Below are 23,874 nucleotides of genomic sequence, written 5' to 3'. Positions count from 1 at the left end.
ATCATCAGTCTAGCTGACGATCAGCTCTCCTGAAGATCAGGTTACCGGTAGATTTGTCCCATGCTGTCCGACCGGCTGGGGTATCTGCTCAAGCACGTGCAGGCGCGGCTGACCGAGGAGCAGGCCAAGGCGCTGGAGCCGTTCGGTATCAATGGCCGCGATCTCGCGGTGCTGTCGACGGTCGCGTCGGAGGAGCCGCTCTCCCAGCTGGAGGTCGCGGCCCGGCTGGGTGTCGACCGGACCTCCATCGGGGACCTGCTCGATGCCCTGGAGGACCGCGGCCTGATCGAACGCCGCCGCAGCCCGGCGGACCGCCGCCGCAACATCGTCGCCCTCACGCCGCACGGCGAGGACACCTTGGAGAAGGCCGAGGAGGTCCGCATCAAGGTCGAGCAGGCCTTCCTCGCCCCACTGACGTCCAGCCGCCGCTTTCGCGAGGACCTTCGCAAACTCCTCGACGCCGACTAGCTGGGCGAGCCTTCGACGAACGCAGCGCCGATTTCTGCCAGCCTCTCAACCACGTAGGCGGGGTCGAGGATCGCCTCGGGTGTGTGGATGCCGGGCGGGACAGGCTCACCACGGAGACCGAGCAGCCGTTCGACGCCGAGGGCGATGCCAAGCGCGGTCAACGGCCGCTGCCCCTCCGGATGGACCAGATAGTGGCTCCGGCTGAGCGGCGTACCCGCTGTGTCTGTTCCGTCGAGATCGATCCGGACCTCGAGCGACGCGCCTTCACCGCGACGCCGGCCGGCCGACTCCCCGACCGCGAAATCGAAGCTCACGTTCGCCGCACGCGTGGCCAGCGCGATGCTCGGTACGTCGAGAATGCCGATGCGCTGCCCGGACATGACAGTGCCGTCGAGCGTCGTCACGGCGGCCTCCGCGTCAGCGCCGTTGACCCAGTGGAAGACGCCGTCGCGGCGTACCAATCCCGCCGGAGTGGCCGCAGACCACCGCTCCAGATCGGCGAGCCCCGCCGGCCCACCGATGTCGGACTCGTCCAGCACCGCGCCGATCCGGATGGTGTCGACGCGGCCGAGGTCCCGGACTAGATCCATGACCGCGAGGACGAGCACACCGGCGCAGAAGTGGCTGGCCACCAAGGTCGGGGCGGGGCTCGAACTCTGAGCGCTCGCCACCACCTCCGGCGCGATCTCCACCAGGCCGCTGGAGATGCTGAAGTACGGCAATCCCCGGTCCTGTGCGTACCGCAGCGCGTGCAGGTGGTCGTCCCAGAGCGTCGCGATCACCGCAGAGTAGCCGTGATCATCCGGGAGACCGAGGTCTTGGCGGCGCAGATCGATGGTCGTCGCTGTGGCCCCTCCCAGTGCGTCGGCCACCCGTCGCGCTCGGTCGATGTCGCGGCCCGCGATGGTCAGTGGCAGCGCCGGATACCAACGGCGCAGCAACGCCGCGGTCCCTGAACCCGCCTGCCCCGAGCCACCCAGCATCAGTACAGATTTCACCGTGAACCCTCCTCGAGTGCTTGGCTACATTTTGTAACCTACACTTTGTAGCTTAGACTGGGTCGCGACGCAAGGAGGCCCATGACGCCAGCACCGATCCGCCTGTCAAAGCAGGCCAGACGGGAACAGTTGCTCGACGCCGCCGTCGGGATCGTGCGCACCCGCGGCTCCGACGGACTGACGCTGGTCACCCTTGCGGAGGCCGCCGGGGTGAGCAGACCGATCGTCTACGACCACTTCGGCACCCGCACCGGCCTCCTGCTCGAGGTCTACAGGCGACTCGACGAGCGGCACCGGGCGGCGTTGATCGAGGCGCTGGAAGCTGCCGAACCAACCGCCGACGCGATCGCTCACGTCATGAGCACCGCGTACTTCGCCTGTGCCACCGACATGCCGGAGTTCGCGGCCGTCTCCGCCGCGCTGAAAGGAAATCCGGAAGCCGAGGCCATGCAGCACGAACTGCTCGAGGAATACGTCAAAGTGATGGCCGCCGCCCTGGCGCCGCACTCCCGCCTGCCGAGGGAGGCGCTTCAGCTGCGCTGCATCGGCGTACTGGGTGCGGCCGAAGCGATCGCGACCGAGCTGAATCTGCAGCGGGCGACCGCCGCCGACGCCATCGCCGCGCTGACCGACCTGATCGTCGGCAACGTCGCGCGGGAATGAGGCTGTGGGGTGCAGCGGTTGGACCGGATATGCCATCGCTGACCGGGGTGCCGCTGTCCGTGCTCGACCGGTCGCGGACACGGCTTGGGGAGTCTGAAGCGGAGACGCTGCGACAGACGGTGGCGTTGGCCCAGCAGGTGGAGGCGCTTGGTTTCAAGCGGTTCTGGGTCTCTGAGCACCACAGCGTTCCCGGAGTGGTCGGCTCCGCGCCGACTGTGCTGGCTGCGGCCGTCGCGGCCGGCACGAGCCGAATCCGAGTGGGCACTGGCGGTGTGATGCTGCCGAACCACCGACCGCTGGTTGTGGCTGAGCAGTTCGGCGTGCTGGAGTCGCTCTTCCCCGGACGCATCGACATGGGTCTGGGCCGCTCAGTAGGCTTCACCAACGGCATCCGGCGCGCACTCGGCGTGGAGAAGGATGCGGCCGAGGACTTCGCCGTACAGGTCCGAGAGCTCCTCGGGTACTTCGACGGCACGCAGCAAAGCCATCCACAGGTCCATGCCCGCCCCGGCGAAGGACTGCGCGTCCCACCCTTCATCCTCGCGGTAGGAGAAGGCGCACTCCTTGCAGCGTCCCTGGGCCTCCCGCTGGTCATTGCCGGCGTCAGAGCCGAGTCAGACCTGCTGCAGCTCCTGGAGCGCTACCGCACCGAGTTCCAGCCGTCCACGTGGGCTCCGAGGCCGTACGTCGTACTGGCAACGACTGCTGTGGTTGCCAGTACGACTGAGGAGGCCAGGCAGCTCTTACTGCCTGAAGCGTGGGCCAGCGCCTACTCGCGCACGCGTGGAGTCTTCCCACCGCTGGAGCCGGTGCAGCAACGGCACATGACCGAGAAGGAGCGCGGGTTCTTCGAGCAGTCTCTCCGCGGTCAGATCTACGGCACTCCGGAGGAGGTCGACGCCGCACTGGGCGGTCTCGTACGCCGTACCGCGGCAGACGAGGTGTTGCTGACGACAAGCACCTACGACCGGGCGGACCTGCTCAACTCGTACGCCGCCCTCGCCGAGCTGGCCGGCACTCGCAGTTCCGTCAGCTGAGCCGGTCCTCGAGCCGCTTGCGGACCTCCGGCCACTCGTCGGCCAGGATCGAGAACACCACGGTGTCGCGGAACGAGCCGTCCGCCATCCGCTTGTGCCGACGCAGTACGCCCTCCCGGGTCGCACCCAGCTTCGCGATCGCCGCTTGCGAGCGGGTGTTCGCCGTACCCGTCTGAATCTTCACCCGGCCGAAGCCACAGTCCTCGAACGCGTGGCGCAGCAGGAGCAACTTGCACTCCGGGTTGACCGCGGTCGCCCACACCGACGGTGCGTAGGCAGTCCAGCCGAGGTGGACCGACTCGTTCGGAAGGTCCACGTCGCCGAGGCTGGTCGTACCGACCACGGTGCCGTCGGCAACCAGCCGGACGACATACGCCACCCGCTGAGCGGACGACTCGACCCACTGCTCGGCCATGTGCGCGGCGTCGGCGGGCATCCCGGCGACACCGCCGGCGAACCCGGACGCATACACCTGCTCGTGCGCGATCGCGTCGTACAACGGTTCGATGTCAGCGGCAACGAGCCGGTCCAGCCGTACGACGTTGCCGACCAGCGGCCGGCCGTCAGGAGCGATGGTCATCGATGTCCCCCAGTCAGACGAGTAGGTGCAACAGGAGCCAGACCGCGGGCGCCGTTGCCAACAGCGAGTCCAGCCGGTCCATCACGCCGCCATGACCGGGCAGCAGGTTGGACATGTCTTTGATACCGAGGTCCCGCTTGATCATCGACTCGCCGAGATCGCCCACGGTCGCCGTGCAGACGGCGACCGCGCCGATGATCGCACCGGCCCACCACTGCCCGTCCAGCAACCAGACGACCGCGCCGATGCCGGCACCGATACAGCCGAGCGCCGAACCCGCGAAACCCTCCCAGGACTTCTTCGGGCTGATCGCCGGCGCCATCGGGTGCTTGCCGAACAGGACACCGGCCGCGTAGCCGCCGACGTCGCTGGCGACCACGACCAGGAAAAACGTCACCACCCGCTGTGGCCCGTCTGCCTCCGGCTGGACCAGCAGGATCGCGAACCCGGCCAGCAGCGGGACATAGCCGATCAGGAACACCCCGGCACTGGCGTCGCGGACGAACCCGACCGAACCTCCCGGCATCCGCCAGAAGATCGTCGCCAGCACCGTGATCGCCAGCGCGACCAGCAGCGCCATCGGCCCACCGAAGTACGCCGCCACCAGCATCGCCGTCGTACCGATGAACAGCGGAATCCGCGGGATCACCGCGCCACCGGTGCGCAGCGCCTTGATCATCTCGTCCACGGCCACCACGACGACAGCCAGCACCAGGACGGTGAACAGGACCTTCTGCCAGAACAGCGATCCGAGGATCAGCGCGCCGAGGCCGACCCCGACCGCGATGGCCGCGGGCAGGTTCCGCCCGGCGCGGCTCGGGCTCGGACTCGGCACGGGCGTGCTCTCGACGCCCATCACACCTCGAGCAGTTCGGCTTCCTTGTGCTTGAGCAGCTCGTCGATCGAGTCGACGTACTTCTTCGTCAACCCGTCGAGCCGCTTCTCAGCACTCTTGCCCTCGTCCTCGCCCGCCTCGCCGCCCTTGACGGTCTTGTGCACCTGGTCCATGGCGTGCCGGCGGATGTTGCGGACCGAGACCCGGGCCTCCTCGGCCTTGGACTTGGCCACCTTGATGTACTCCCTGCGCCGCTCCTCGGTCAGCTGCGGCATCACCACCCGGATCACCGAACCGTCGTTGCCCGGGTTCACGCCCAGGTCGGAGTCACGGATCGCCTTCTCGATCGCCGCCATCGCCCCCTTGTCGTACGGCGAGATCAGCACCGTCCGGGGCTCCGGCACCTGGAAACCGGCCAGCTGCTGCAGCGGCGTCGGGCTACCGTAGTAGTCGGCCAGGATGCCCGCGAACATCTGCGGGTGGGCCCGGCCGGTGCGGATCGCGGCGAAGTCGTCCTTCGCGACCTCCACGGCCTTCGCCATCTTCTGCTCGGCTTCGCGGAGAGCTTCGTCGATCACGACATTCCTCGCTTCCTCAGGGCCGCCTCGGCGCGGCCACTCCAAACCAACGAACACAGGAACCCTACGAACGCAGGTCTACCAGACCACGGACGTCACCGCCCGTGTCGAACGATCCTAGTGCTTGTCCCCCGCCGGGCCGATCCCGGTCCTCCGGTACGGCGTACGCCGTACGCGTCGGCCTAGTGACCGGCCGAGACGACGGTGCCGATCTTCTCGCCCCGGACCACCCGGGCGATGTTGCCCTCCTCGAGGCCGAAGATGACGATCGGCAGCGCGTTGTCCCGGGCCAGGCTGATCGCGGTGGCGTCGGCCACCCGCAGGCCGCGGGCCAGGAAGTCGTCGTACGAGAGCTGGTCGAACTTCACCGCGTCCGGGTTCTGCTTCGGGTCGGAGTCGTACACCCCGTCCACGCCCTGCTTGCCCATCAGCAGCGCCTCGGCGCCGATCTCCAGCGCCCGCTGGGCGGCGACCGTGTCGGTGGAGAAGTACGGCATGCCGGAGCCGGCGCCGAAGATCACCACGCGGCCCTTCTCCAGGTGCCGCTCGGCCTTGCGCGGGATGTACGGCTCGGCGACCTGGCCCATCGTGATCGCGGTCTGCACCCGGGTCTCGATGCCGAGCTTCTCCAGGAAGTCCTGCAGGGCCAGGCAGTTCATCACGGTGCCAAGCATGCCCATGTAGTCGGCCCGGTTCCGCTCCATCCCGCGCTGCTGCAGCTCGGCGCCGCGGAAGAAGTTGCCGCCGCCGACCACCACGGCGACCTGGACACCGGTCCGGGCCACCTCGGCGATCTGCTTGGCGATCGAGTTCACCACGTCGGGGTCGACGCCGAGCTTGCCGCCGCCGAACACCTCACCCGACAGCTTGAGCAGCACCCGGTGGTAGGCCGGATCGAACGGCGAAGAGGCCGGTCTCGTCTCGGTACCCAGGGCTTCCGTCACGATTCCGGCCTCCTCGATCGTTGCTGTCCTGCTGATTCCTTCGGAGCTCAGGCGCCGACCTCGAAGCGGGCGAACCGCTTCACGGTCACGCCGGCCTCGTCGAGAACGGCCTTTACGGTCTTCTTGCTCTCCTGGACCGACGGCTGCTCGAGCAGCACGACCTCCTTGAAGAAGCCGTTCACCCGGCCCTCGACGATCTTCGGCAGGGCCTGCTCCGGCTTGCCCTCCTCGCGGGCGGTCGCCTCGGCGATCCGCTTCTCGTTCTCGACCGTCTCGGCCGGGACCTCGTCGCGCGTGGTGTAGAGCGGGCGCATCGCGGCGGCCTGCATGGCGGCGCCACGGGCGGCCTCCACGTTGTCGCCCTCGAACTCGACCAGCACGCCGACCTGGGCCGGCAGGTCCGCGGCACGCTTGTGCATGTACGCCGCCACCTGGCCGTCGAACACGGCCACCTTGCCGAGCTCGAGCTTCTCGCCGATGACCGCGGCCAGCGCCTCGATGTTCTCGGCGACGCTCTTGCCGTCGGCCAGCTTCTCGTTCAGCAGGCCCTCGACGTCGCCCACCTTGCTCGCGGCGGCGTGCGCGACGATGTCGGCGGCCAGCTGCTGGAACTGCTCGTTCTTGGCGACGAAGTCGGTCTCGCAGTTGAGCTGGACCAGGGCGTTCTCCGCCGCGGCCACCAGGCCGTTGGTGGCGGAGCGCTCGGCGCCCCGCTTGGCGGCCTTGGCCGCGCCCTTGATGCGCAGCTCCTCGATCGCCTTCTCGAAGTCGCCGTCGGTCGCCTCGAGCGCCTTCTTGGCGTCCATCATGCCCGCGCCGGTGGCGTCGCGGAGCTTCTTCACGTCAGCGGCGGTGTAGTTCGCCATTCCTCGTTCTCTCGTCTTGTCGGTGCGGCTGGGTGGGCGGCCTGCTGGTTGATCCCCGCCGGGCTCTCTTCGGTCCGGCCGGGTGGACTCGGCGGGCGTTCCCGCGGCTGCTACTTGGGTGGGTGCCGCCCGGCGTGAGCCGGGCGGCACTCAGGGCTGTCAGGCCTCGTCGGACTTCTCGGACGCCTCGGCCGGGTCGACCGGCACGACCGGGGTGTCGTCGGCCTTGGCGACCGTCTCCGCCACCGCACCGGACTCGGCGACCGGCGGCTGCTCGGCGACCGCGTCGGTCGTGGCGACCGGCGGCTGCTCGGCCACCGCGTCGGTCTTGGCGGTGCCGTTCTGGCTCTCCAGCAGCTCCCGCTCCCAGGCGGCCATCGGCTCCTCGGCGCCCAGCTCCTCACCGGCCGCGGCGGCGCCCTGACCCGAGCGGGCCATCAGGCCGTCGGCGACGGCGTCGGCGACCACGCGGGTCAGCAGGCCGACCGAGCGGATCGCGTCGTCGTTCCCCGGGATCGGGAAGTCGACCTCGTCGGGGTCGCAGTTGGTGTCCAGGATGCCGATGATCGGCAGCTTCAGCTTGCGCGCCTCGTCGACCGCGAGGTGCTCCTTCTTGGTGTCCACGATCCACACGGCGGCCGGAACCCGGGCCATGTCGCGGATACCGCCGAGGGTCTTCAGCAGCTTGTCGTGCTCGCGCCGCTTCTGCAGCAGCTCCTTCTTCGTGACGCCGGAAGCGGCCACGTCGTCGAAGTCGATGAGCTCGAGCTCCTTGAGCCGCTGGAGCCGCTTGTTCACGGTCTGGAAGTTGGTGAGCATGCCGCCCAGCCAGCGCTGGTTCACGTACGGCATGCCGACGCGGGTGGCCTGCTCGGCGATCGCTTCCTGGGCCTGCTTCTTGGTGCCGACGAACAGGATCGCGCCACCGGAGGCGACAGTGCTCCGGACGAACTCGTAGGCGCGGTCGATGTACGACAGCGACTGCTGCAGGTCGATGATGTAGATGCCGTTGCGCTCGGTGAGGATGTAGCGCTTCATCTTCGGGTTCCAGCGCCGGGTCTGGTGCCCGAAGTGCACGCCGCTCTCAAGGAGCTGCTTCATGGTCACGACGGCCATGAGGGTGTTTCCTCCTGTCGACCCGGGTGCTCTTCCGGGTCATGCTCGGTTATCCGCGCCGGACCGGGTGGTCCGCCACTCCTGATGCCCGTCGCGCGGACTCATCCCGGGGTCAGCCGGGACCGAGGAGAACGCGCTCTTGTGCGGGCATGCGTAGTCGTCCCATTCACAGGGGACGCCACCGGAAGTGTACGGGACCAGTGGGGGTGGAGGCGAACCGGGCTGCGGTTGTCCACAGGCCCCGAACTCACCGTCCGTGAGCAGCTCCTGTCACGGCATGTTCCAGGCATGAAGCGAATCCAATTCCTGCTGCCCACCCTGGCCCTCGCCGCCCTGGTCCTCACGACTGCGGCGTCACCACCGACAGCCGCGGCGGCAAGCGCGCCACCGTTCACCCAGCCGCAGGCGGCCACCTGGCCGCTGCAACCTCGACCGCAGGTCGTCCGCGGCTTCGACCTACCCGTCAAGCCCTGGCTGCCCGGCCACCGTGGCGTCGACCTGTCCGGCTCTCCCGGTCAGGGCGTGCTCGCGGCCACCCCCGGCACGATCACGTACGCCGGCCAACTCGCGGGCCGGGGTGTCGTCGTGCTGTCCTCAGGCTCCCGTCGTACCACCTATGAACCGGTCGTCCCATCAGTCACGGTCGGCACCGTGGTCAGCCCAGGCACAGTCATCGGCCGCCTGTCGGCCGCCGGTTCCCACTGTGCACCCGCGACCTGCCTCCACTGGGGCCTGGTCCAGGGCAAGCAGTACCTCAACCCTCTGACCCTGCTTCCCGACCGTCCGGTTCGCCTGCTCCCACTGACCCCGACTCCCGCCAGAGTCGCGCTCGCCCCACCCGATGCGGCACCTACTGCGCACCGTCCTCAACCCAAACCGCTCGCCGGGCCGTCACCTCCGCCCCGAGGCGAACGCACCGCAGCGGCCGTCGTCGCGACCACAGCGGCCCTGACACTCGCCGCCGGCCTGATGATCAGACGGCACTAGGCGGCTGGGTTCAGCTGCCGGGGACGCGGGCTTGCCAGGCGTCTTCGTCGCGGGAACGACGCTCGACGCCGGCCGGGAGTTTGTTCTTGGCCAGGTCGATCAGCGTGGTGTGCTCGAGCACCTCACGCAGGCTCGCGCGGGCGGCGATCCAGACGCGCTGCAGTACGACGGCACGCTCGTTGTACGCGACGCTCTCGGGGCGCACGCCGGAGATGCTCACGATCGGCCCGTCCACCGCGCGCATCACGTCGGCGACGGAGATCTCGTTCGGGTCCACCGCCAGCTTCCAGCCGCCGGACTGCCCGCGCTGACTCGCCAGGATCCCCGCGCGCCGGAGATCGGCCAGGATCCCTTGCAGGAAGCCATGCGGAATCCCCTGTGCGCGACTGAGCTCCTCGGCCGAGACCACCGAGGGGTCGTTGGCCACCCAGCGCTGAGTGATCTCGATCAGCGCCCGCAACGCATAGTCAGACTTCGCCGAAACCCGCATGCCCCGCAGTCTGCCGCATTCCCCCACCGCCGCGCCGTACCCCACCCACGGACACACCTTCGAACGGGCCAGCGGCTGTCAGGCGTCAGGCTCGCGGATGGGCCTGTTCATAGGCCCGACGGAGGCGGTCGGTGGAGATGTGGGTGTAGATCTGCGTGGTCGCCAGCGACGCGTGACCGAGGAGTTCCTGGACGCTGCGCAGGTCCGCGCCACCTTCCAGCAGGTGGGTCGCGGCTGTGTGCCGGAGCCCGTGCGGTGACAGGTCCGGTGCATCGACGACACCGATCCGCTCGTGCACGAGGCGTCGTACCGCACGTTGATCGATCCGGCCGCCGCGTGCCCCGAGGAAGACCGCGGGACCACTCCCGGGCCGGACCAACTGGGGCCGCGCCTCGTCCAGCCAGCGGCGTAGTGCGTCGGAGGCCGGCACGCCGTACGGGACCGAGCGTTCCTTCCGGCCCTTGCCGAACACGCGAACCACCCGCCGCGACGGGTCGATGTCGTCGATGTCGAGTGCGCAGAGCTCGCCGACCCGAACACCGGTCGCGTACAGCAGTTCCATGATCGCCAGGTCGCGCAGCCCGATCGGACTGCCGTCGTCGGCTGCGACGGCCGCAGCATCCAGGACAGCCCGCGTGTCCGCCTGTCCCAGTACGCCGGGCAGGCTCTTGTGCGGCCGTGGACTGGCGAGCAGAGCGCCGGGATCCGTGCTGATCCGCCCGGTCCGCTGCGCCCACGCGGTGAAGACACGTGCGGCGGTCGCCCGGCGCGACATCGTGCTGCGCGACTTCCCGAGACTCTGCTGCTTGGCCAGCCACGACCGCAGCCCGTGAATGTCCAAACCCTCGAGATCATCGTGACCAAGCCGAATCAAATGTTCGAGTAAATCCGCGACGTCTCCGATGTACGCTCTGACCGAATGTTGGCTGAGGTCTCTTTCCGCCGTCAGATGCCGTTCGTAGTCGGTCAGTAACACTCTGAAACCCTCCGGCCAGGAAGGGTTCGTACCGACATCGTCCGGCGTCATGCCTCGACCTTGCGGGAGCGGACCCGGCATCGCAAGCCACCGCGCGGGCGGCGAGGAAAGGAGGTCTGGTCGATATCCCCACGGTCGACTACTGTTCGGCCCGATTGCCCTAGTAGCAACGGAGGCACCCCTGACCATGGCCCCCTCAGCGAACGGACAGACCGTAGGCCGGCGCCTGCCGGTCGAGTCGGCGTTCACTCGAGTCGAGGACGCGCGGCACCGTCTGCCGCGCATGTTCGGTCGTCGCGACCTGGTCGTACTCGGCCTGGGCGTGATGATCGGGTCCGGCATCTTCAGCATCAGCGGCAACCAGGCGGCCAAGGTCGCCGGTCCGGCCGTGATCCTGTCGTTCGTGATCGCGGCGATCGTGTGCGTGCTGGCCGCCGCCTGTTACGCCGAGCTGTCGTCCACGATCCCGGTCTCCGGTAGCGCCTACACGTTCAGTTACGTGACCTTCGGCGAGATGTGGGCCTGGCTGGTCGGCTGGGCACTCGTCCTGGAACTGGTCACCGCCGCCGCGATCGTCGCCCGAGTCTGGTCGGCGTACTTCCTGGCCACCTTGGACGGATTCGGGGTCACCCTGCCCACCGGTGTGGCGCAGTTCTTCGGGCCCGACGCCAAGGTCAACCTGGTCGCACCACTGCTGCTGCTGATCCTGACGGCGATGGTCGTCACCGGGACGAAGCTGTCGGCCCGCGTGCTCACGGTCGTGGTGATCGCGAAGGTCGCCGTCATCCTGCTGGTCGTGGTGGTCGGCGCGATGCACATCAACACCGACAACTACCAGCCGTTCGTGCCGATGGCCCGGGCCGCGCCCGCGACCGCCAGTCCGACGTTGCTCGGCTGGATCCTCGACTCGTCGTTCGGCTCGTTCGGCATGATGGGCATCTTCACGGCGGCCGGCTCGATCGTGTTCGCCTACATCGGCTTCGACCTGATCGCGACCGCGTCGGAGGACGCGCGGAGCCCGCGCAAGACGGTCCCGCAGGGCATGCTGCTCGGCGTCGGCGCCGTCACGATCCTGTACATCGCGATGGCCGTCGTACTGGTCGGCATGCGCCCGTACGGCGACCTGGGCGGCAGCGCACCGGTCTCGGAAGCGCTGGCCGCGGTCGGAGTCGGCTGGGCCGCGAAGGTGGTCAACCTGGGCGCGCTGCTCGCGCTGATGACGGTGATCATGGTCGTGCTCATCGCGCAGAGCCGGGTGCTGTTCAACATGGGCCGCGATGGTCTGCTGCCGAAGAGCCTGGGCCGCGTCAGCCGGGTCTACTCCTCCCCGGCGCGTGCCGCCGCCGCGGCCGGGTTCGCCGCGCTGGCCTTGACGCTGTACCCGCAAGTCCTCGAGCTCGAGGAGCTGCTGGTCATCGGTGCGTTGTTCTGCTTCGCCTTCTGTGCGATCGGCGTGCTCACGCTGCGCCGGTCGGAGCCGAACCTCGAGCGTGGGTTCCGGGTGCCGATGGTGCCGTTGATTCCGCTGCTGTCGCTGGGGTCGACGCTGTGGCTCATGCTCAACCTGAAGACGAGCACCTGGACCAAGTTCGGCATCTGGATGGCCGTCGGGCTGCTGATCTACGGGCTGTACGGGCGCTGGCACAGCCGCCTGGCCAACGAGGACAGCTGGGACTTCGACATCGGCGACACCGACCCCGGTACCGGCGGCATGCAGACGATCCGGCCAGAGGGCGAGCTTCGCGCCGTCCGTACGCCGCCGCAGAAGCCGACCCGCGGTAAGCACATGCGCAGCTGACCTGCCCTCCGCGTTGTCCACAGGCCGAAAGTCGGCCCCGAAATCGGTACCTGATCCCGGCATGTTCTTAGCCGGAGGTGGTCATCGATGCGGACCAGGAAGGCAGTCGGGCAGTACGGCGAAGATCTCGCCGCGAGGTATCTCACGACCGAAGGTTTCGTCATCCTCGAGCGCAACTGGCGCTGCGAGCTGGGCGAGATCGACATCGTCGCGCGGGAGGGCGACGCCCTCGTCGTCTGCGAGGTGAAGACGCGCCGCGGGCTCAACTACGGCAGCCCGTTGGAGTCGATCACCTACCGGAAGCTGACGACACTGCGAAAGCTGGCAGGTCGCTGGCTGCAGACCCACCAGCTCAATCCGGGGACGATCCGGATCGACATCATCGCCGTGCTCTTCGACCACAACATGCCGCCGCGGGTGGATCACGTGAGGGGCGCGGCCTGATGCCTCTCGCACAGACCTGGTCCGTCGCGCTGGTCGGGCTTGAAGGCCACTTGGTCGAGGTCGAGGCCGACATCGCCCAAGGCTTGCCGAAGACGACCCTGATCGGCCTGCCCGACGCGTCGCTGTCCGAGGCGCGCGACCGAGTCCGAGCCGCGGTGGTGAACAGCGGCGAGCGATTCCCCGATCGCAAGGTCACCATCGGGCTCTCACCGGCGACGCTGCCCAAGACCGGTTCGCATTACGACATCGCTATCGCGTGTGCACTCCTGGCTGCCGCCGGGGTCATCGAGGTCGAGTCGCTGCGGACCTGCGCGATGATCGGTGAGCTCGGGCTCGACGGCAGGGTCCGCGAGGTCCGCGGCGCGCTGGCGATGACCCTGGCCGCGTCCCGCTCCGGCTTCGCGCGCATCGTCGTACCCGAGCTGAACGCGGGCGAAGCGCGCCTGGTGCCCGGCATCGACGTGTACGGCGTTCGTTCGCTGCGACAGGTGCTGGCGATGCTGCGCGGGGCTGAGATCCCGGATGAGGAGCCGCCACGCGCCGAGCCGCGACTGTTGTCCGAGTCGCTGACCCGGGTGCCGGAGGTGGACCTGGACGACGTGATCGGCCAACGCGAAGGGAGGCGAGCGATCGAGGCCGCCGCGGCCGGCGGGCATCATCTACTCCTGCACGGCCCGCCTGGATCGGGCAAGACGATGCTGGCCGAGCGGCTCGCGGGGCTGATGCCGGACCTGAGTACGGACGATTCGCTAGAGGTCTCCGCGGTGCATTCGCTGGCTGGATTGCTGACCAGCGACGCCGAGCTGGTCGTCCGTCCGCCGTTCATCGCGCCACACCACACCGCCTCGCTGTCGAGTCTGGTCGGCGGTGGTTCGGGGATGCCACGACCGGGTGCGATCAGCTGCGCGCATCGCGGGATCCTCTTCATCGACGAGGCGCCGGAGATGCATCCGCTGACGCTGGACACATTGCGCCAGCCACTGGAGTCCGGCTACATCGAGGTGCATCGGTCGGCGGCCGTCGCGAAGTTTCCGGCGCGGTTCATGCTGGTGCTCGCCGCAAATCCCTGTCCTTGCGGCCTTTCCGGCACCACGCGCGGGATCTGCACGTGTACGCCGCAGGTGCTCGCGCGTTACCGACAACGGATCAGCGGACCGATCAAGGACCGGCTCGACATCCAGCGCCAGATCCTGCCGGCGGCGCGCACGATCACCGACGGGGAGAAGCCCGAGTCGACAGCGGTCGTGGCCGAGCGGGTGAAGGCGGCGCGCGACCGGCAAGCGTTCCGCTATCGCGAGACCGGCTGGATCCTGAACAGCGAGATCCCCGGGCCAGTCCTTCGCCGCGAGTTCCCGTTGGAAGCCGCCAGCCACAAGATGCTCGAGGACTTGTACGCCGCCGGCCGACTCACCGCCCGCGGTTTCGATCGCGTCGTCCGGCTGGCGTGGACGTTGGCCGACCTCCAGGGCCTCCACAAACCCACGGTCGAGCTCACCCACCAAGCGTTCCAGCTCCGCACTGGCGAACCCCTCACCGACCTGACCGACGCCCGTCCTCTCAAAGGATCCGCCGCATGACCACCAACTGCTCTCACACCGACCTCGGCAACCACACTGCTGCCGCCCGTCCAGCCTCGTCGGAGGCCGCCCAGCCGGCACCGGCTCAGACACTCCCAACCCAGTCCGTCTCGGCCGAGACCGTCTCGGGCCAGGCTGTCCGAGGCCAGATCGTCCCGTCCCAGTCCGTCCCAGCCCAGGCCGTCTCAGCCCAGGCCGTCTCGGCCCGGGTGGACGAAGCCGGGGTCGGAGGCACAGGCGGACCGACGGGTAAGGCGACGGCCGCGGCGGATGACGGGGAGCGGCTGGCTCGGGCGGGGTTGTCTCGGGTAGTCGAACCCGGCGATCTCGCGGCGTTGAAGGCGTTCGAGGGGCTGGAGGCGCGAGAGATCTGGGAGCTGTTGCAGCAAAGGGCTCCTGGCACTGAGCGATGGATCACCCGGCTGGCCGAGGCGGAGCCGGAGCGCGATCTGGAGCGGGCTGCTGCCGCGGGGGCCAGGTTCGTGATCCCAGGAGACGACGAGTGGCCCGAGCAGGTGGAGGTCCTCGCGGAGGCCGGGCAGTTGACGCGCCGGGCCGGGGTGCCGTTCGGGTTGTGGGTGCGAGGGCCGGCGAACCTCCGGCAGGTTCTCACCAAGTCTGTGGCGATGGTCGGTGCGCGCGCGTGTTCGTCGTACGGCGAGCATGTCGCGGCTGAACTCTCGTCCGGCCTGTCCGACAACGGGATCACCGTGGTTTCCGGTGGCGCGTTCGGCATCGACGCTGCGGCTCACCGGGGTGCGCTGGCCGGTGCGGGTGTGACAGTGGCGGTCCTGGCGTGCGGGGTTGATGTCAGCTATCCGAAGACCAACTCCGCGTTGTTCAGCCGGATCGTCGAGGAAGGGCTGGTCATGAGCGAACTGCCGCCGGGATGTTCGCCGACGAGGTTGCGGTTTCTGAGCCGCAACCGGCTGATCGCGGCGGCAACCCTCGGCACCGTTGTGATCGAGGCGGCCGTGCGGAGTGGTGCCCTCAACAGCGCCGGCTGGGCGGAGCAGTGCGGCCGCGCGGTGCTCGCCGTACCAGGTCCGATCACCTCACGGATGTCCGAAGGCGCCCACCTCCTGGTCCGTGAACGCAACGCCGTACTCGTCACCAACGTCGCCGACATCGTCGAGGCCATCTCCCCCTTGGGCACACGCCTCACGCAGTACCCCCACGCCCCCAAGAACTCAACCGACGACCTCCACCACGACCTCCGCCGAACCCTCGACGCAGTCCCGCTCCGCAACCCCGCCCCCGCCACCCGCATAGCCACCACCGCCGGCCTGGACCTGGAAACCACCCACCAATGCCTCGAAACCCTCGCCGACCTAACCCTCATCCACAAAGAAGACTCCGGCTGGCGCCTGACCCCGACAACCCCACCGCCTGCACCCCCAAGCCCTTGAACACACCTGCATCCAGGTACAGGCCGGCCGCCGAGACTCGTGGTCGGCGCCGGCAGGTTCAGGTGGTGAGGGCGTTGGCTTGCAGGAACTGGCGGACGTGGGGGCGCATGAGCTGGGAACCCCAACTGCCCCAGGCGCCGGTGAAGTTGTGTTCGGCCCACGGGATGGTGACGGCGGTGGCCTGGACACCAACGGCCCGCAGTTCCGCGGCCAGGTGCGCGGCTTGGGTGGCAGGGATCATGTGGTCGCGGTCGCCTTGGATGAGCAGGGTTGGCGGGAGGCCCGACCGGACGTGCGTGACCGGGGAGGCTGCCTCGTAGCGGCCGCGGTGAGTCCCGATGTCGCCGCCGAGATAGTCGCCCACGGCGTCGGCTGCCACACCCGGCAGGCTGGTGTCGGCGAGCAGGCGAGGCAGGTCGGTCGGGGCGAACCATCCCATCACGGACTTCACCGGCGCCTCCGGCACTTCGCACGACGGCAGAAAACGCTCGTCGCCAGTCGTGTAGGCGGCGATCAAGGCGAGCTGACCGCCGGCGGAGTCACCGGCGATGGACACGTTCGAGGGCGCGACGCCGTACTCATCGGCTTTGGCACGGATCCAGCCGAGTGCGCACTTGACGTCGCCTACCGCGTCCTGCCAGCGCGGCGGCGGAGCCAACCGGTACTCGATGGAGAAGACGGTGATGCCTCGATCGGACATCCACCGCAGCCAGGGCGCGCTGTCGGCACGGGTCCCGGAGTTCCACGAGCCGCCGTGAACGTAGAGCAGCGCGGGCTTGCTCGGGGCGAGCGTGCCCGGCCGGTACACGTCGACTCTGAGATCCTGGCCCTCGACGACGGCATAGGTCTCGGTCGAGTTCGGAGCCGCAGCGGATGGCGAAGCGAAGTAGTCAGACCAGGAGACCTCGCCCGTCCGGTCGGCCGCGGCCCACGGTATGACGACCATGAGGACGGCGAGCACGCCCGCCAGCGCGGAGGCGACGGAACGGGCGCGGCGACGAGAGCGCCAAGCCATGACCAGGGTCGCTGCGGCGCCGACGATGCAGACCAGCAGGAACCCAGTCAGCCATGGCACGAACAAGGCGATCAGGCCGAGCGCGTCCTGCACTGGGCCGATGGGGAGGCGTGGCGCGAAGAACGCCACACCGAGAACGACAACGAGCACACACATCGCCCACGCCAGCACGGCACCGATCCGCCGGATCAGGCTTCCCTTCGGGGCCTTGTCCGGTGTAAGTGGGCGGGCGGGCGGAGGGCTGGTTGTCACAGTCATGGTGGTTCCTTCGAGTCTTTCGGATAGGGACACGGCGTCCGCCGAGTTCGACGGGCGCACGACGTCGGTTGAGATAGGACCCACGCCGGTTGGACGTCGGCCAGGGGGCTCGCTCGGGCCCCCGCGTCCGGGGCGGTTCAGGCGCCGGCCGGCGCCCGCCACTGCGCAAGGCGGACCACGATTCCGCTGGGATCGGTCAGCTCGAACAGCCGCTCTGCCCACGGCTCCTCTCGCAGCGGTGTGCTGACCGGAGCACCGTCGCGCACGAGGCGCTCGTACTCGGAGGCGACGTCGGTGACGGTGAAGGTCACCACGACGCCGGTCGCCGGCCTTTCGCCGGCGCCGCGCAGTTCGAGCACGATGTCGCTGCCGGCGTCCGGGCGGACGAGACAGGCGAAACCATCGGTCACCAGCGACTCCTGGAAGCCCAGGTGTGTGGTGAAGAAACTGCTGGACGCCGCCACGTCGTCGACGTTCAGCGTCACCGCGGAAGCGATGATGTTCACGCTCTCAGCCTGCCCGGGCGCCGCCGGGGCCGACAACGCCGGATCCGGTACCGTGCCTTAACCTCTCGCTTAACAACGATCGGGACCACGTGGAACTTCGCGATATCGAGATCTTCCTGACCCTCGCCGAGGAACTGCACTTCGGCCGCACCGCGGAGCGCCTGCACGTGACCCCGGCTCGGGTGAGCCAGGCGATCAAGAAGCAGGAGCGCCGCATCGGCACCGCCTTGTTCGAACGCGACAACCGTCGCGTCGCGCTGACCCCGATCGGCCGCCAGCTCTTCGACGACCTCCAGCCGATGTACGACGGACTCCGGGCCGGGATCGAACGCGCCGTGCTGGCTGCGCGCGGGACGACGAACGTACTGCGGCTGGGCCTGGTCAACGAGAACCCGCAGGACCTGCGCCCGCTGTTCGACATGTTCAGGGCCGGCCACGCAGGGTGCGAGCTCCAACTGCGCTATGCCGGCTTCGCCGATCCCTTTCGGCTGCTGCGATCCGGAGAGATCGACCTGCTGATCGCCTGGCTACCGGTCAGAGAGACCGACCTCACCGTGGGGCCGGTCGTGTTCACCGAGCCTCTCGTGCTCGCGGTCGGCTCCGAGCACCCGCTGGCCGGGCGGGACTCGGTGTCACTCGAGGATCTCGGCGACGAGGTCGTGTTCGGCGGCGCGAAGCCGGACTACTGGCGCAACTGGCTAGTGCCCACCCACACGCCGTCCGGACGCCCGGTTCGCATCGGCCCGACCGTCAGCACCTCGGCCGAGATGATCCCACTGCTCGCGAACGGCGAGGCGGTCTCACCCGCGTTCGCGCATTCGATTCGCTACTTCGCCCGGCCAGACCTCGCCTACGTGCCGATCCACGACGCTCCTCTCGGCCGCTGGGCCTTGGTCTGGCGGACCGCCACTGAGACCGAACTGATCCGCACCTTCGCCGAAACCGCCCGCACCCTGGGCCCCCTCAGCCTCTGACCTCACCGCGATCGGTTCGGAGGGGCGTACGTCACGATCGGTGCGTGCCGGCGTGTGGGCGCAGGCGGCGACTGCGTCGGACGAAAGCGGCTCTCGGGTGGTGTGGGTTCAGCGGCCGAAGTCGGAGTCCTTGGGGACTTCGAGGTCGGACTTGGCGAGTTCTTCGATGTTGACGTCGCGGAAGGTGACGACCTTGGCGTTCTTGACGAACCGGGCCGAACGGTAGACGTCCCAGACCCACGCGTCGGCCATCGTCACCTCGAAGTACACGTCGCCACCTTCGGTGCGGACCTTCAGGTCGACCGCGTTGCACAGGTAGAAGCGCCGTTCGGTCTCCACGACGTACTTGAAGATTCCGACGACGTCCTTGTACTCCCGATAGAGCTGCAGCTCCATATCGGTCTCGTACTTCTCGAGGTCGTCAGCGCTCACGCCTTCACCTCGCTAGCGCTCGGTTCCGGCCTGAGCGCCAAGGCGGCTGTGTTGTGTGTTCGCTCGCTGCGCACGCTCATCGGCTCTCCACTCCGGTGGGACTGGTCACATTCTGTCCCATATCGGGCCGCAGACTGCGGCGGACATTCTCGAACCGCCGTCTGTGTTGCGGGCACGGGCCGTACTCGTCCAATGCCGCCTGGTGTTCAGGCGTGCAGTAGCCCTTGTGAATCCCGAAACCGTACTGCGGGTACACCTGGTCCCAGTGCTCCATCACCCGATCGCGGGTGACCTTCGCGATCACAGATGCCGCGGCGATACAAGCCGCCACGCGGTCACCCTTCCAGATCGCCAGGCCTGGTACGCCGAGTCCGTCGACGCCGAAGCCGTCCGTCAGCACGTACGACGGGCGTACGTCGAGCCGGAACAGGGCGCGGCGGAGCGCTTCCACGTTGGCGACGTGCATGCCGAGACGGTCGCATTCGGTCGCCTCGATGGAGACCACCGACCAGGCGAGGGCGCGCTTGCGGATCTCGTCGTAGCAGCGTTCGCGGGCTTTCGCGGTCAGGAGCTTGGAGTCGGCAAGCTCCGGGATCTGGCCGCGCTTGCCGTCAGGCAGGATCACCGCGGCGGCGACCAGCGGTCCGGCGCAGGGTCCACGGCCGGCCTCGTCGACACCGGCGATCGGGTCCAGGCCGACGCGGCGCAGCGCCCGCTCGTACCCGTACAACCCGGCATCCCGCCGCACCGTGCTCCCCCGAGGCAACACACTCATGCAGCCCTCCACGTTCCACCCACAAATCCCACCCTAGGCACCACGACGGACACCTGTTGCAGCCGGGGTGAGCCGCCCACGACGGACGCCACCAACGCACGCTCAACAGACCCCTCAGGAGCCTCTACACCTTCGGACAGCAGACCGAGGCCCAAGAGCCGCGCTGCCGGGGCGACAGCGCTGGGCCGCGTTGCTGAGGCGAGGGCGGTGAGGTCGGGGCGTGGCGTCGGGGTGGGCGGGGTTGCCGGGGTGGGCGGGGTTGCCGGGCCCGGGGGGTGGGGAGGGGGTGGGGGCACCGGGGGCTGCCTCACTTGGGGGGTGGGGTGAGGGAGATCGAGGGTTTGGCGGGGGGTGGTTCGGCGGCGGCGGGGACGGATTTGAACGTGTCGGGGACGCCGAGTTTGCTCCAGCGGCCGGCCGGCCAGACGACCACGACGGCGCGGCCGGTGATCTTGTCCATCGGGACGAAGGCGGCGTCACCGGTGCTGCCGCCGTCGGCGCTGGTGTCGCCCAGGTGGACGCGGGAGTCGCCGGAGGCGGACCGGTGGTCACCCAGTACGAAGACCCGTCCGGCCGGGACGGTCACCTGGAACTCCATCTGTGACGGCGCGTCGCCCGGGTACAGGTAGCTGGTCTCGTCGAGCGGCTGGCCGTTGACCAGCAGGCGCCCCTTCGCGTCGCAGCAGGCGACCTTGTCGCCCGGCATGCCGACGAGCCGCTTGATCAGGTGACCGTGGCTGGAGTCCGGCAGCAGGCCGACCACCTCGAAGAACCGGCCGACCGAGCCGCGCTTCTGGCCGCTCTCCTCCGGGCCGAGCCAGCCGCCCGGGTCCTCGAACACGACCACGTCGCCGCGTTCGACGTCGGTGAGCTTCTCCACCACGACCCGGTCGCCGACCAGCAGGGTGTTCTCCATCGACTCGCTCGGGATGATAAACATCTGCCCGACGAACGCGCGCAGGATCGACGAGACGATGAGTGCCCCGACCACGATCAGGATGAACTCACGGGCGGCCGCGGCGAACCCCGAGCGGTGAGCGGGTTTTTCCGGCGTCTTCGTCGGTGTATCGGTCACTTCTTCAGCCCCGGCTTCTTGAAGGTTTCCGGAGGACGCAGCATGGTCATCCGGTCAGACGGCCAGATTACGCAACAGGCCCGGCCAACCACGTTCTCGACCGGCACGAACCCGCCGCCGGGGCCGCCCATGTGGGCACGGGAGTCGGCGGATTCGGCGCGGTTGTCTCCCATCACCCACAGGTGGCCGGTCGGCACCTGCACGTTGAAGGTTTGTAATGATGGCCTGGCGTCCTGGAGCAGGTACTCCTGCTCGTCCAGCGGGATGCCGTTCACGGTGATCCGACCGGCCCGGTCACAGCAGATGACCCGGTCGCCGCCGATGCCGATGACGCGCTTGACCAGGTGGCCCTCACCGCTGCGCGGCAGGATGCCGACGAACTCCCCCAGCCGCCGGAACGGGCCTGGCTCGGCCTGCTCCTCGTGCAGCCAGTCGCCGGGGTCCTTGAAGACGATGATGTCGCCGCGATCCACGTCGCGGTGCATGTAGCTGATCTTCTCAGCCAGGATCCGGTCGTTCGTGGTCAGCGTGTCGTACATCGACTCCGACGGCACGTAGAACGCCTCGGCGACGAACAGCCGCAGCACGACCGTGATGACGAGCGCGAGCACCGTCACGGTGCTCATCTCGGTGAGCAGGCTGAGCAGCGGATTCCGCTGCTTCAGCCTGCGGTGACGTCCCTTACTGCGACGTGCCCTCCTGGCAACCGGGCGAGGGCGAGCGCGAGTCGCGGTGCTCGGCGCCATAGGTGACCGTCGTCGTTAGACGCTCAGGAGGCCGGGACGTCCCGCTTCTCCTTGATCTTGGCTGCCTTGCCGCGCAGCTCGCGCAGGTAGTAGAGCTTGGCCCGGCGGACGTCGCCGCGGGTCACGACCTCAACCTTGTCGACGATCGGGGTGTGCAGCGGGAAGGTCCGCTCCACGCCGACGCCGAAGCTGACCTTGCGGACCGTGAAGGTCTCCTGCAGGCCACCACCCTGGCGCCGGATCACGACACCCTGGAACACCTGGACGCGGGACCGGTTGCCCTCGACGACCTTGACGTGCACCTTGACGGTGTCACCGGGACGGAAGGCGGGGATGTCGTCGCGCTTGCTCGCGTTGTCGAGCTCGTTCAGGACGTTGCTCATCAGGTGTCTCTTCCTCGCGCGTGCCACAGGTCACCCACGATTCTCGGTGGTGATGAAGTCATCGAAAGGCTGCCGGTCGGTGGTCACCCCCTGTGGCAGGAGCACCGAAGGGCAGCAGCGAACAATCTTGCCACACCGCCCTAGCCGGGACGAAATCAGCGCCGCTTGCGACGCTTGGTGAGCACCACCAGCTCCACCTTGTCGGTTTGCCGCTCCCGCCGTACCTCTCGGTAACCGGCTTTCTGATACAGACCAAGGTTGCGGTCACTCTCCGCACCGGTGAAGAGCTCGTACGACGTGACGCCGGCGGGCGCGAGCTGTTCGGCCACCCGCAGCAGCCGGCTGCCCAGGCCGCGGCCCTGCCAGTCGGGCGCGACGATGAGCCGCCCGATGCGGGCGACGGAGCCGTCCGCGGTCACCTGCACCGAGCCGACAATCCTGGTGCCCGCGACGGCCTTCAGTACGCCGCCCTGCTTCAACCGCTGGACACTCGCCTCCACGTCCTCCACGAGCGGCGGGATGGACAGGTCGCCGTATGCCCGTCCCTCGGACAGGAAAGCCGCCAACTGCAGTGTGTGGATCTCCCCCGCGTCAGCCTCGGTGGCGGGCAGTACACGGACCTGTGAGGTCGCGTCGTCCTTCCCCGCCACCGCATCGCCCCACGCTGCGAGCAGATCCGGCCGGCGCTCCGCAGTACGACGTACCGACTCCTCGTGCCGCCAGGTCGCGATCAGGCCGTGGTTACCGGAAAGCAGCACCTCCGGTACGTCGTAGCCGCGCCAGCTCGGCGGTTTCGTGTAGACCGGGTACTCCAGCAGGCCGTCACCCGAGTGCGACTCCTCGGACAGCGACTCCGGGTTGCCGATGACACCGGGCAGCAGGCGGGCGATCGCCTCGACCATGACCAGTACAGCGACCTCACCGCCGTTCAGCACGTAGTCGCCGATGGAGACCTCGTCGACCCGCATCCGCTCCCCTGCGTACGACGAGACGCGTGCGTCGATGCCCTCGTAGCGGCCGCACGCGAAGGCGAGCCATCGCTCGGCTGCAAGCTCGTACGCGAGCTCCTGCGTGAAGAGGCGGCCAGCCGGGGTCGGAACGATCAGTCTGGGCTGTTCAGGGCCGTCTGGGGGTGCGATGGCGTCGAGAGCCTCACCCCAGGGCTCTGGCTTCATCACCATGCCCGCGCCGCCGCCGTACGGGGTGTCGTCGACAGTCCGGTGGCGGTCATGCGTCCACTCGCGCAGGTCGTGCAGGTGGATGTCCAGCAGGCCGCTCTGCGCTGCCTTGCCGACCAGAGACACGTCCAGCGCGGCGAGGTACTCCGGGAAGATCGTGACGACGTCCAGCCTCATCAGTCCGCGCCTGGCTCGGTCGGAACCACCTCGGCGCCCTCCGGGTCGAGCAGGCCGGGCCGGTCCGCGACGACGACGTACCCCTTGTCGACGTTGAGCTCCGGGACCAGCTCCTCGACCAGTGGCACCAGTACGGCGTTGCCGGCCGGGCGACGGATCTCCAGCAGGTCCTGGGACGGAAGGTGGACCACATCGATCACCTCGCCGGCGTCCACGCCGTCGGTGGTCCGGACCGCCAGGCCGATCAGTTCGCGGTCGTAGAACTCGTCCGGGTCCTCGGGGCGCTCGTCTTCGTCCACCTCGGACTGCACGACCAGGTTGCGCAGCTGCTCGGCCGCGGTCCGGTCCGGCACTTCGGCGAACTTCACCAGCAGCCGCCCGCTGTGCCAGCGGCTGGACTCGACGGTCAGGGCGCGGGGCACCTTGGACGACGTGACGACTGTCGCGCCGTCGGCGAACCGCCGGTCCGGCTCGTCCGTCCGGACGTCCACGCCGACTTCGCCCTTGATTCCATGCGCCCGGCCGATTTGCCCGACTGTCACCAGCACCTGCACAAACCTCTCTGCTCGAACACCTGCTGGACTGAGGA

The 23,874-nt window shown here is 68.7% G+C and carries 27 protein-coding genes; 9 read left to right on the top strand and 18 right to left on the bottom strand.

Features of this window, described 5'->3' with window-relative positions; translation table 11 throughout:
• The first annotated feature begins 60 nt into the window (after nt 1-60).
• A complete protein-coding gene (locus AB0F43_RS34050; protein ID WP_360486487.1) occupies nt 61-468 on the top strand; it encodes a MarR family transcriptional regulator in 408 nt (135 codons plus the stop codon).
• Here the strand turns inward: AB0F43_RS34050 and AB0F43_RS34045 are convergent.
• Complete coding sequence (locus AB0F43_RS34045) at nt 465-1,466, bottom strand: saccharopine dehydrogenase (protein ID WP_360486484.1); 1,002 nt, start codon at nt 1,464-1,466, stop codon at nt 465-467. The two genes, AB0F43_RS34050 and AB0F43_RS34045, sit on opposite strands and share 4 nt — an antisense overlap.
• Nucleotides 1,467-1,547: 81 nt before the next feature.
• On the opposite strand from AB0F43_RS34045, the gene AB0F43_RS34040 reads away from it, so the two are divergent.
• Nucleotides 1,548-2,129, top strand: coding sequence for a TetR/AcrR family transcriptional regulator (locus AB0F43_RS34040; RefSeq protein ID WP_360486481.1), 582 nt, complete (start codon nt 1,548-1,550; stop codon nt 2,127-2,129).
• A 29-nt stretch (nt 2,130-2,158) separates the two neighbouring features.
• Nucleotides 2,159-3,166, top strand: a complete 1,008-nt coding sequence (locus AB0F43_RS34035) for an LLM class flavin-dependent oxidoreductase (RefSeq protein WP_360486478.1) — start codon at nt 2,159-2,161, stop codon at nt 3,164-3,166.
• On the opposite strand, the gene AB0F43_RS34030 is transcribed toward AB0F43_RS34035, so the two are convergent.
• The 6 genes from AB0F43_RS34030 to rpsB form a co-directional block, all read right to left on the bottom strand.
• A complete protein-coding gene (locus AB0F43_RS34030; protein ID WP_360486475.1) occupies nt 3,159-3,746 on the bottom strand; it encodes a GNAT family protein in 588 nt (195 codons plus the stop codon). The genes AB0F43_RS34035 and AB0F43_RS34030 overlap by 8 nt on opposite strands.
• A 13-nt stretch (nt 3,747-3,759) precedes the next feature.
• Nucleotides 3,760-4,602 carry a phosphatidate cytidylyltransferase gene (locus AB0F43_RS34025; RefSeq protein ID WP_360486471.1) on the bottom strand — a complete coding sequence of 281 codons (843 nt, stop codon included), beginning with the start codon at nt 4,600-4,602 and terminating at the stop codon, nt 3,760-3,762.
• Nucleotides 4,602-5,159, bottom strand: coding sequence for a ribosome recycling factor (frr, locus tag AB0F43_RS34020; protein ID WP_360486468.1), 558 nt, complete (start codon nt 5,157-5,159; stop codon nt 4,602-4,604). The genes AB0F43_RS34025 and frr overlap by 1 nt, the downstream gene beginning before the upstream one ends.
• 182 nt (nt 5,160-5,341) lie before the next feature.
• The gene (pyrH, locus tag AB0F43_RS34015) at nt 5,342-6,103 is read right to left on the bottom strand and encodes a UMP kinase (RefSeq protein ID WP_360486465.1); all 762 of its coding nucleotides are present in this window, start codon (nt 6,101-6,103) and stop codon (nt 5,342-5,344) included.
• A gap of 47 nt (nt 6,104-6,150) precedes the next feature.
• Nucleotides 6,151-6,969, bottom strand: a complete 819-nt coding sequence (gene tsf / locus AB0F43_RS34010; RefSeq protein ID WP_360486462.1) for a translation elongation factor Ts — start codon at nt 6,967-6,969, stop codon at nt 6,151-6,153.
• 159 nt (nt 6,970-7,128) lie between these two features.
• Nucleotides 7,129-8,085, bottom strand: a complete 957-nt coding sequence (rpsB, locus tag AB0F43_RS34005) for a 30S ribosomal protein S2 (protein ID WP_360486459.1) — start codon at nt 8,083-8,085, stop codon at nt 7,129-7,131.
• Nucleotides 8,086-8,373: 288 nt separating this feature from the next.
• Between rpsB and AB0F43_RS34000 the strand changes: the two genes are divergently transcribed.
• Nucleotides 8,374-9,072 (top strand): M23 family metallopeptidase, encoded by a 699-nt coding sequence (locus tag AB0F43_RS34000; RefSeq protein WP_360486456.1) that lies wholly within the window; start codon nt 8,374-8,376, stop codon nt 9,070-9,072.
• Between the two features lie 10 nt (nt 9,073-9,082).
• On the opposite strand, the gene AB0F43_RS33995 is transcribed toward AB0F43_RS34000, so the two are convergent.
• Together AB0F43_RS33995 and AB0F43_RS33990 are read right to left on the bottom strand one after the other, a co-directional pair.
• Nucleotides 9,083-9,562: an Rrf2 family transcriptional regulator gene (locus AB0F43_RS33995; RefSeq protein WP_360486453.1), complete on the bottom strand. Its 480-nt coding sequence runs from the start codon at nt 9,560-9,562 to the stop codon at nt 9,083-9,085.
• An 85-nt stretch (nt 9,563-9,647) separates the two neighbouring features.
• Nucleotides 9,648-10,589, bottom strand: a complete 942-nt coding sequence (locus AB0F43_RS33990) for a tyrosine recombinase XerC (protein WP_360486451.1) — start codon at nt 10,587-10,589, stop codon at nt 9,648-9,650.
• 232 nt (nt 10,590-10,821) lie between these two features.
• Here AB0F43_RS33990 and AB0F43_RS33985 point away from each other — a divergent pair, with 232 nt between their 5' ends.
• From AB0F43_RS33985 to dprA, 4 genes are all read left to right on the top strand, one after another.
• A complete protein-coding gene (locus AB0F43_RS33985; protein ID WP_360486449.1) occupies nt 10,822-12,336 on the top strand; it encodes an amino acid permease in 1,515 nt (504 codons plus the stop codon).
• 87 nt (nt 12,337-12,423) lie between these two features.
• On the top strand, nt 12,424-12,780 hold the full coding sequence (locus tag AB0F43_RS33980; RefSeq protein WP_360486445.1) for a YraN family protein: 357 nt from the start codon (nt 12,424-12,426) through the stop codon (nt 12,778-12,780).
• Nucleotides 12,780-14,357 carry a YifB family Mg chelatase-like AAA ATPase gene (locus AB0F43_RS33975; RefSeq protein ID WP_360486442.1) on the top strand — a complete coding sequence of 526 codons (1,578 nt, stop codon included), beginning with the start codon at nt 12,780-12,782 and terminating at the stop codon, nt 14,355-14,357. Before AB0F43_RS33980 ends, AB0F43_RS33975 begins: the two co-directional genes overlap by 1 nt.
• Nucleotides 14,354-15,766: a DNA-processing protein DprA gene (gene dprA, locus AB0F43_RS33970; protein WP_360486439.1), complete on the top strand. Its 1,413-nt coding sequence runs from the start codon at nt 14,354-14,356 to the stop codon at nt 15,764-15,766. The genes AB0F43_RS33975 and dprA overlap by 4 nt, the downstream gene beginning before the upstream one ends.
• Before the next feature lie 58 nt (nt 15,767-15,824).
• On the opposite strand, the gene AB0F43_RS33965 is transcribed toward dprA, so the two are convergent.
• A complete protein-coding gene (locus AB0F43_RS33965; RefSeq protein WP_360486436.1) occupies nt 15,825-17,039 on the bottom strand; it encodes an alpha/beta hydrolase in 1,215 nt (404 codons plus the stop codon).
• A gap of 137 nt (nt 17,040-17,176) precedes the next feature.
• Nucleotides 17,177-17,545: a VOC family protein gene (locus AB0F43_RS33960; protein WP_360486433.1), complete on the bottom strand. Its 369-nt coding sequence runs from the start codon at nt 17,543-17,545 to the stop codon at nt 17,177-17,179.
• 89 nt (nt 17,546-17,634) lie between these two features.
• Between AB0F43_RS33960 and AB0F43_RS33955 the strand changes: the two genes are divergently transcribed.
• The gene (locus tag AB0F43_RS33955; RefSeq protein WP_360486430.1) at nt 17,635-18,519 is read left to right on the top strand and encodes a LysR family transcriptional regulator; all 885 of its coding nucleotides are present in this window, start codon (nt 17,635-17,637) and stop codon (nt 18,517-18,519) included.
• A 108-nt stretch (nt 18,520-18,627) separates the two neighbouring features.
• Here the strand turns inward: AB0F43_RS33955 and AB0F43_RS33950 are convergent, their stop codons facing one another.
• From AB0F43_RS33950 to rimM, 7 genes are all read right to left on the bottom strand, one after another.
• Entirely contained in the window at nt 18,628-18,951 is a 324-nt protein-coding gene (locus AB0F43_RS33950; RefSeq protein ID WP_012922325.1) for a DUF2469 domain-containing protein, read from the bottom strand.
• A gap of 76 nt (nt 18,952-19,027) precedes the next feature.
• Nucleotides 19,028-19,726: a ribonuclease HII gene (locus tag AB0F43_RS33945; RefSeq protein ID WP_360486427.1), complete on the bottom strand. Its 699-nt coding sequence runs from the start codon at nt 19,724-19,726 to the stop codon at nt 19,028-19,030.
• Between the two features lie 307 nt (nt 19,727-20,033).
• Nucleotides 20,034-20,801: a signal peptidase I gene (gene lepB / locus AB0F43_RS33940; RefSeq protein WP_360486424.1), complete on the bottom strand. Its 768-nt coding sequence runs from the start codon at nt 20,799-20,801 to the stop codon at nt 20,034-20,036.
• On the bottom strand, nt 20,798-21,427 hold the full coding sequence (gene lepB / locus AB0F43_RS33935; protein WP_360486421.1) for a signal peptidase I: 630 nt from the start codon (nt 21,425-21,427) through the stop codon (nt 20,798-20,800). Before lepB (AB0F43_RS33935) ends, lepB (AB0F43_RS33940) begins: the two co-directional genes overlap by 4 nt.
• 143 nt (nt 21,428-21,570) lie before the next feature.
• Nucleotides 21,571-21,930, bottom strand: a complete 360-nt coding sequence (rplS, locus tag AB0F43_RS33930; protein WP_360486418.1) for a 50S ribosomal protein L19 — start codon at nt 21,928-21,930, stop codon at nt 21,571-21,573.
• Between the two features lie 155 nt (nt 21,931-22,085).
• Entirely contained in the window at nt 22,086-23,285 is a 1,200-nt protein-coding gene (gene trmD, locus AB0F43_RS33925; RefSeq protein WP_360486415.1) for a tRNA (guanosine(37)-N1)-methyltransferase TrmD, read from the bottom strand.
• Complete coding sequence (gene rimM, locus AB0F43_RS33920) at nt 23,285-23,833, bottom strand: ribosome maturation factor RimM (protein WP_360486412.1); 549 nt, start codon at nt 23,831-23,833, stop codon at nt 23,285-23,287. Before rimM ends, trmD begins: the two co-directional genes overlap by 1 nt.
• Nucleotides 23,834-23,874: the final 41 nt, after the last annotated feature.

This window comes from Kribbella sp. NPDC023972 (assembly GCF_040639075.1).
Lineage (GTDB): Bacteria > Actinomycetota > Actinomycetes > Propionibacteriales > Kribbellaceae > Kribbella.
This window is presented reverse-complemented; position numbering and strand designations above follow the sequence as displayed.

Coding starts and splice junctions, on each gene's coding strand:
- AB0F43_RS34050 (WP_360486487.1), top strand. CDS start 61: ATGCTGTCCGACCGGCTGGGGTATCTGCTCAAGCACGTGCAGGCGCGG.
- AB0F43_RS34040 (WP_360486481.1), top strand. CDS start 1,548: ATGACGCCAGCACCGATCCGCCTGTCAAAGCAGGCCAGACGGGAACAG.
- AB0F43_RS34035 (WP_360486478.1), top strand. CDS start 2,159: ATGCCATCGCTGACCGGGGTGCCGCTGTCCGTGCTCGACCGGTCGCGG.
- AB0F43_RS34030 (WP_360486475.1), bottom strand. CDS start 3,746: ATGACCATCGCTCCTGACGGCCGGCCGCTGGTCGGCAACGTCGTACGG.
- AB0F43_RS34025 (WP_360486471.1), bottom strand. CDS start 4,602: ATGGGCGTCGAGAGCACGCCCGTGCCGAGTCCGAGCCCGAGCCGCGCC.
- tsf (WP_360486462.1), bottom strand. CDS start 6,969: ATGGCGAACTACACCGCCGCTGACGTGAAGAAGCTCCGCGACGCCACC.
- rpsB (WP_360486459.1), bottom strand. CDS start 8,085: ATGGCCGTCGTGACCATGAAGCAGCTCCTTGAGAGCGGCGTGCACTTC.
- AB0F43_RS34000 (WP_360486456.1), top strand. CDS start 8,374: ATGAAGCGAATCCAATTCCTGCTGCCCACCCTGGCCCTCGCCGCCCTG.
- AB0F43_RS33995 (WP_360486453.1), bottom strand. CDS start 9,562: ATGCGGGTTTCGGCGAAGTCTGACTATGCGTTGCGGGCGCTGATCGAG.
- AB0F43_RS33990 (WP_360486451.1), bottom strand. CDS start 10,589: ATGACGCCGGACGATGTCGGTACGAACCCTTCCTGGCCGGAGGGTTTC.
- AB0F43_RS33985 (WP_360486449.1), top strand. CDS start 10,822: ATGTTCGGTCGTCGCGACCTGGTCGTACTCGGCCTGGGCGTGATGATC.
- AB0F43_RS33980 (WP_360486445.1), top strand. CDS start 12,424: ATGCGGACCAGGAAGGCAGTCGGGCAGTACGGCGAAGATCTCGCCGCG.
- AB0F43_RS33975 (WP_360486442.1), top strand. CDS start 12,780: ATGCCTCTCGCACAGACCTGGTCCGTCGCGCTGGTCGGGCTTGAAGGC.
- dprA (WP_360486439.1), top strand. CDS start 14,354: ATGACCACCAACTGCTCTCACACCGACCTCGGCAACCACACTGCTGCC.
- AB0F43_RS33965 (WP_360486436.1), bottom strand. CDS start 17,039: ATGACTGTGACAACCAGCCCTCCGCCCGCCCGCCCACTTACACCGGAC.
- AB0F43_RS33945 (WP_360486427.1), bottom strand. CDS start 19,726: ATGAGTGTGTTGCCTCGGGGGAGCACGGTGCGGCGGGATGCCGGGTTG.
- lepB (WP_360486421.1), bottom strand. CDS start 21,427: ATGAGCACCGTGACGGTGCTCGCGCTCGTCATCACGGTCGTGCTGCGG.
- rplS (WP_360486418.1), bottom strand. CDS start 21,930: ATGAGCAACGTCCTGAACGAGCTCGACAACGCGAGCAAGCGCGACGAC.
- trmD (WP_360486415.1), bottom strand. CDS start 23,285: ATGAGGCTGGACGTCGTCACGATCTTCCCGGAGTACCTCGCCGCGCTG.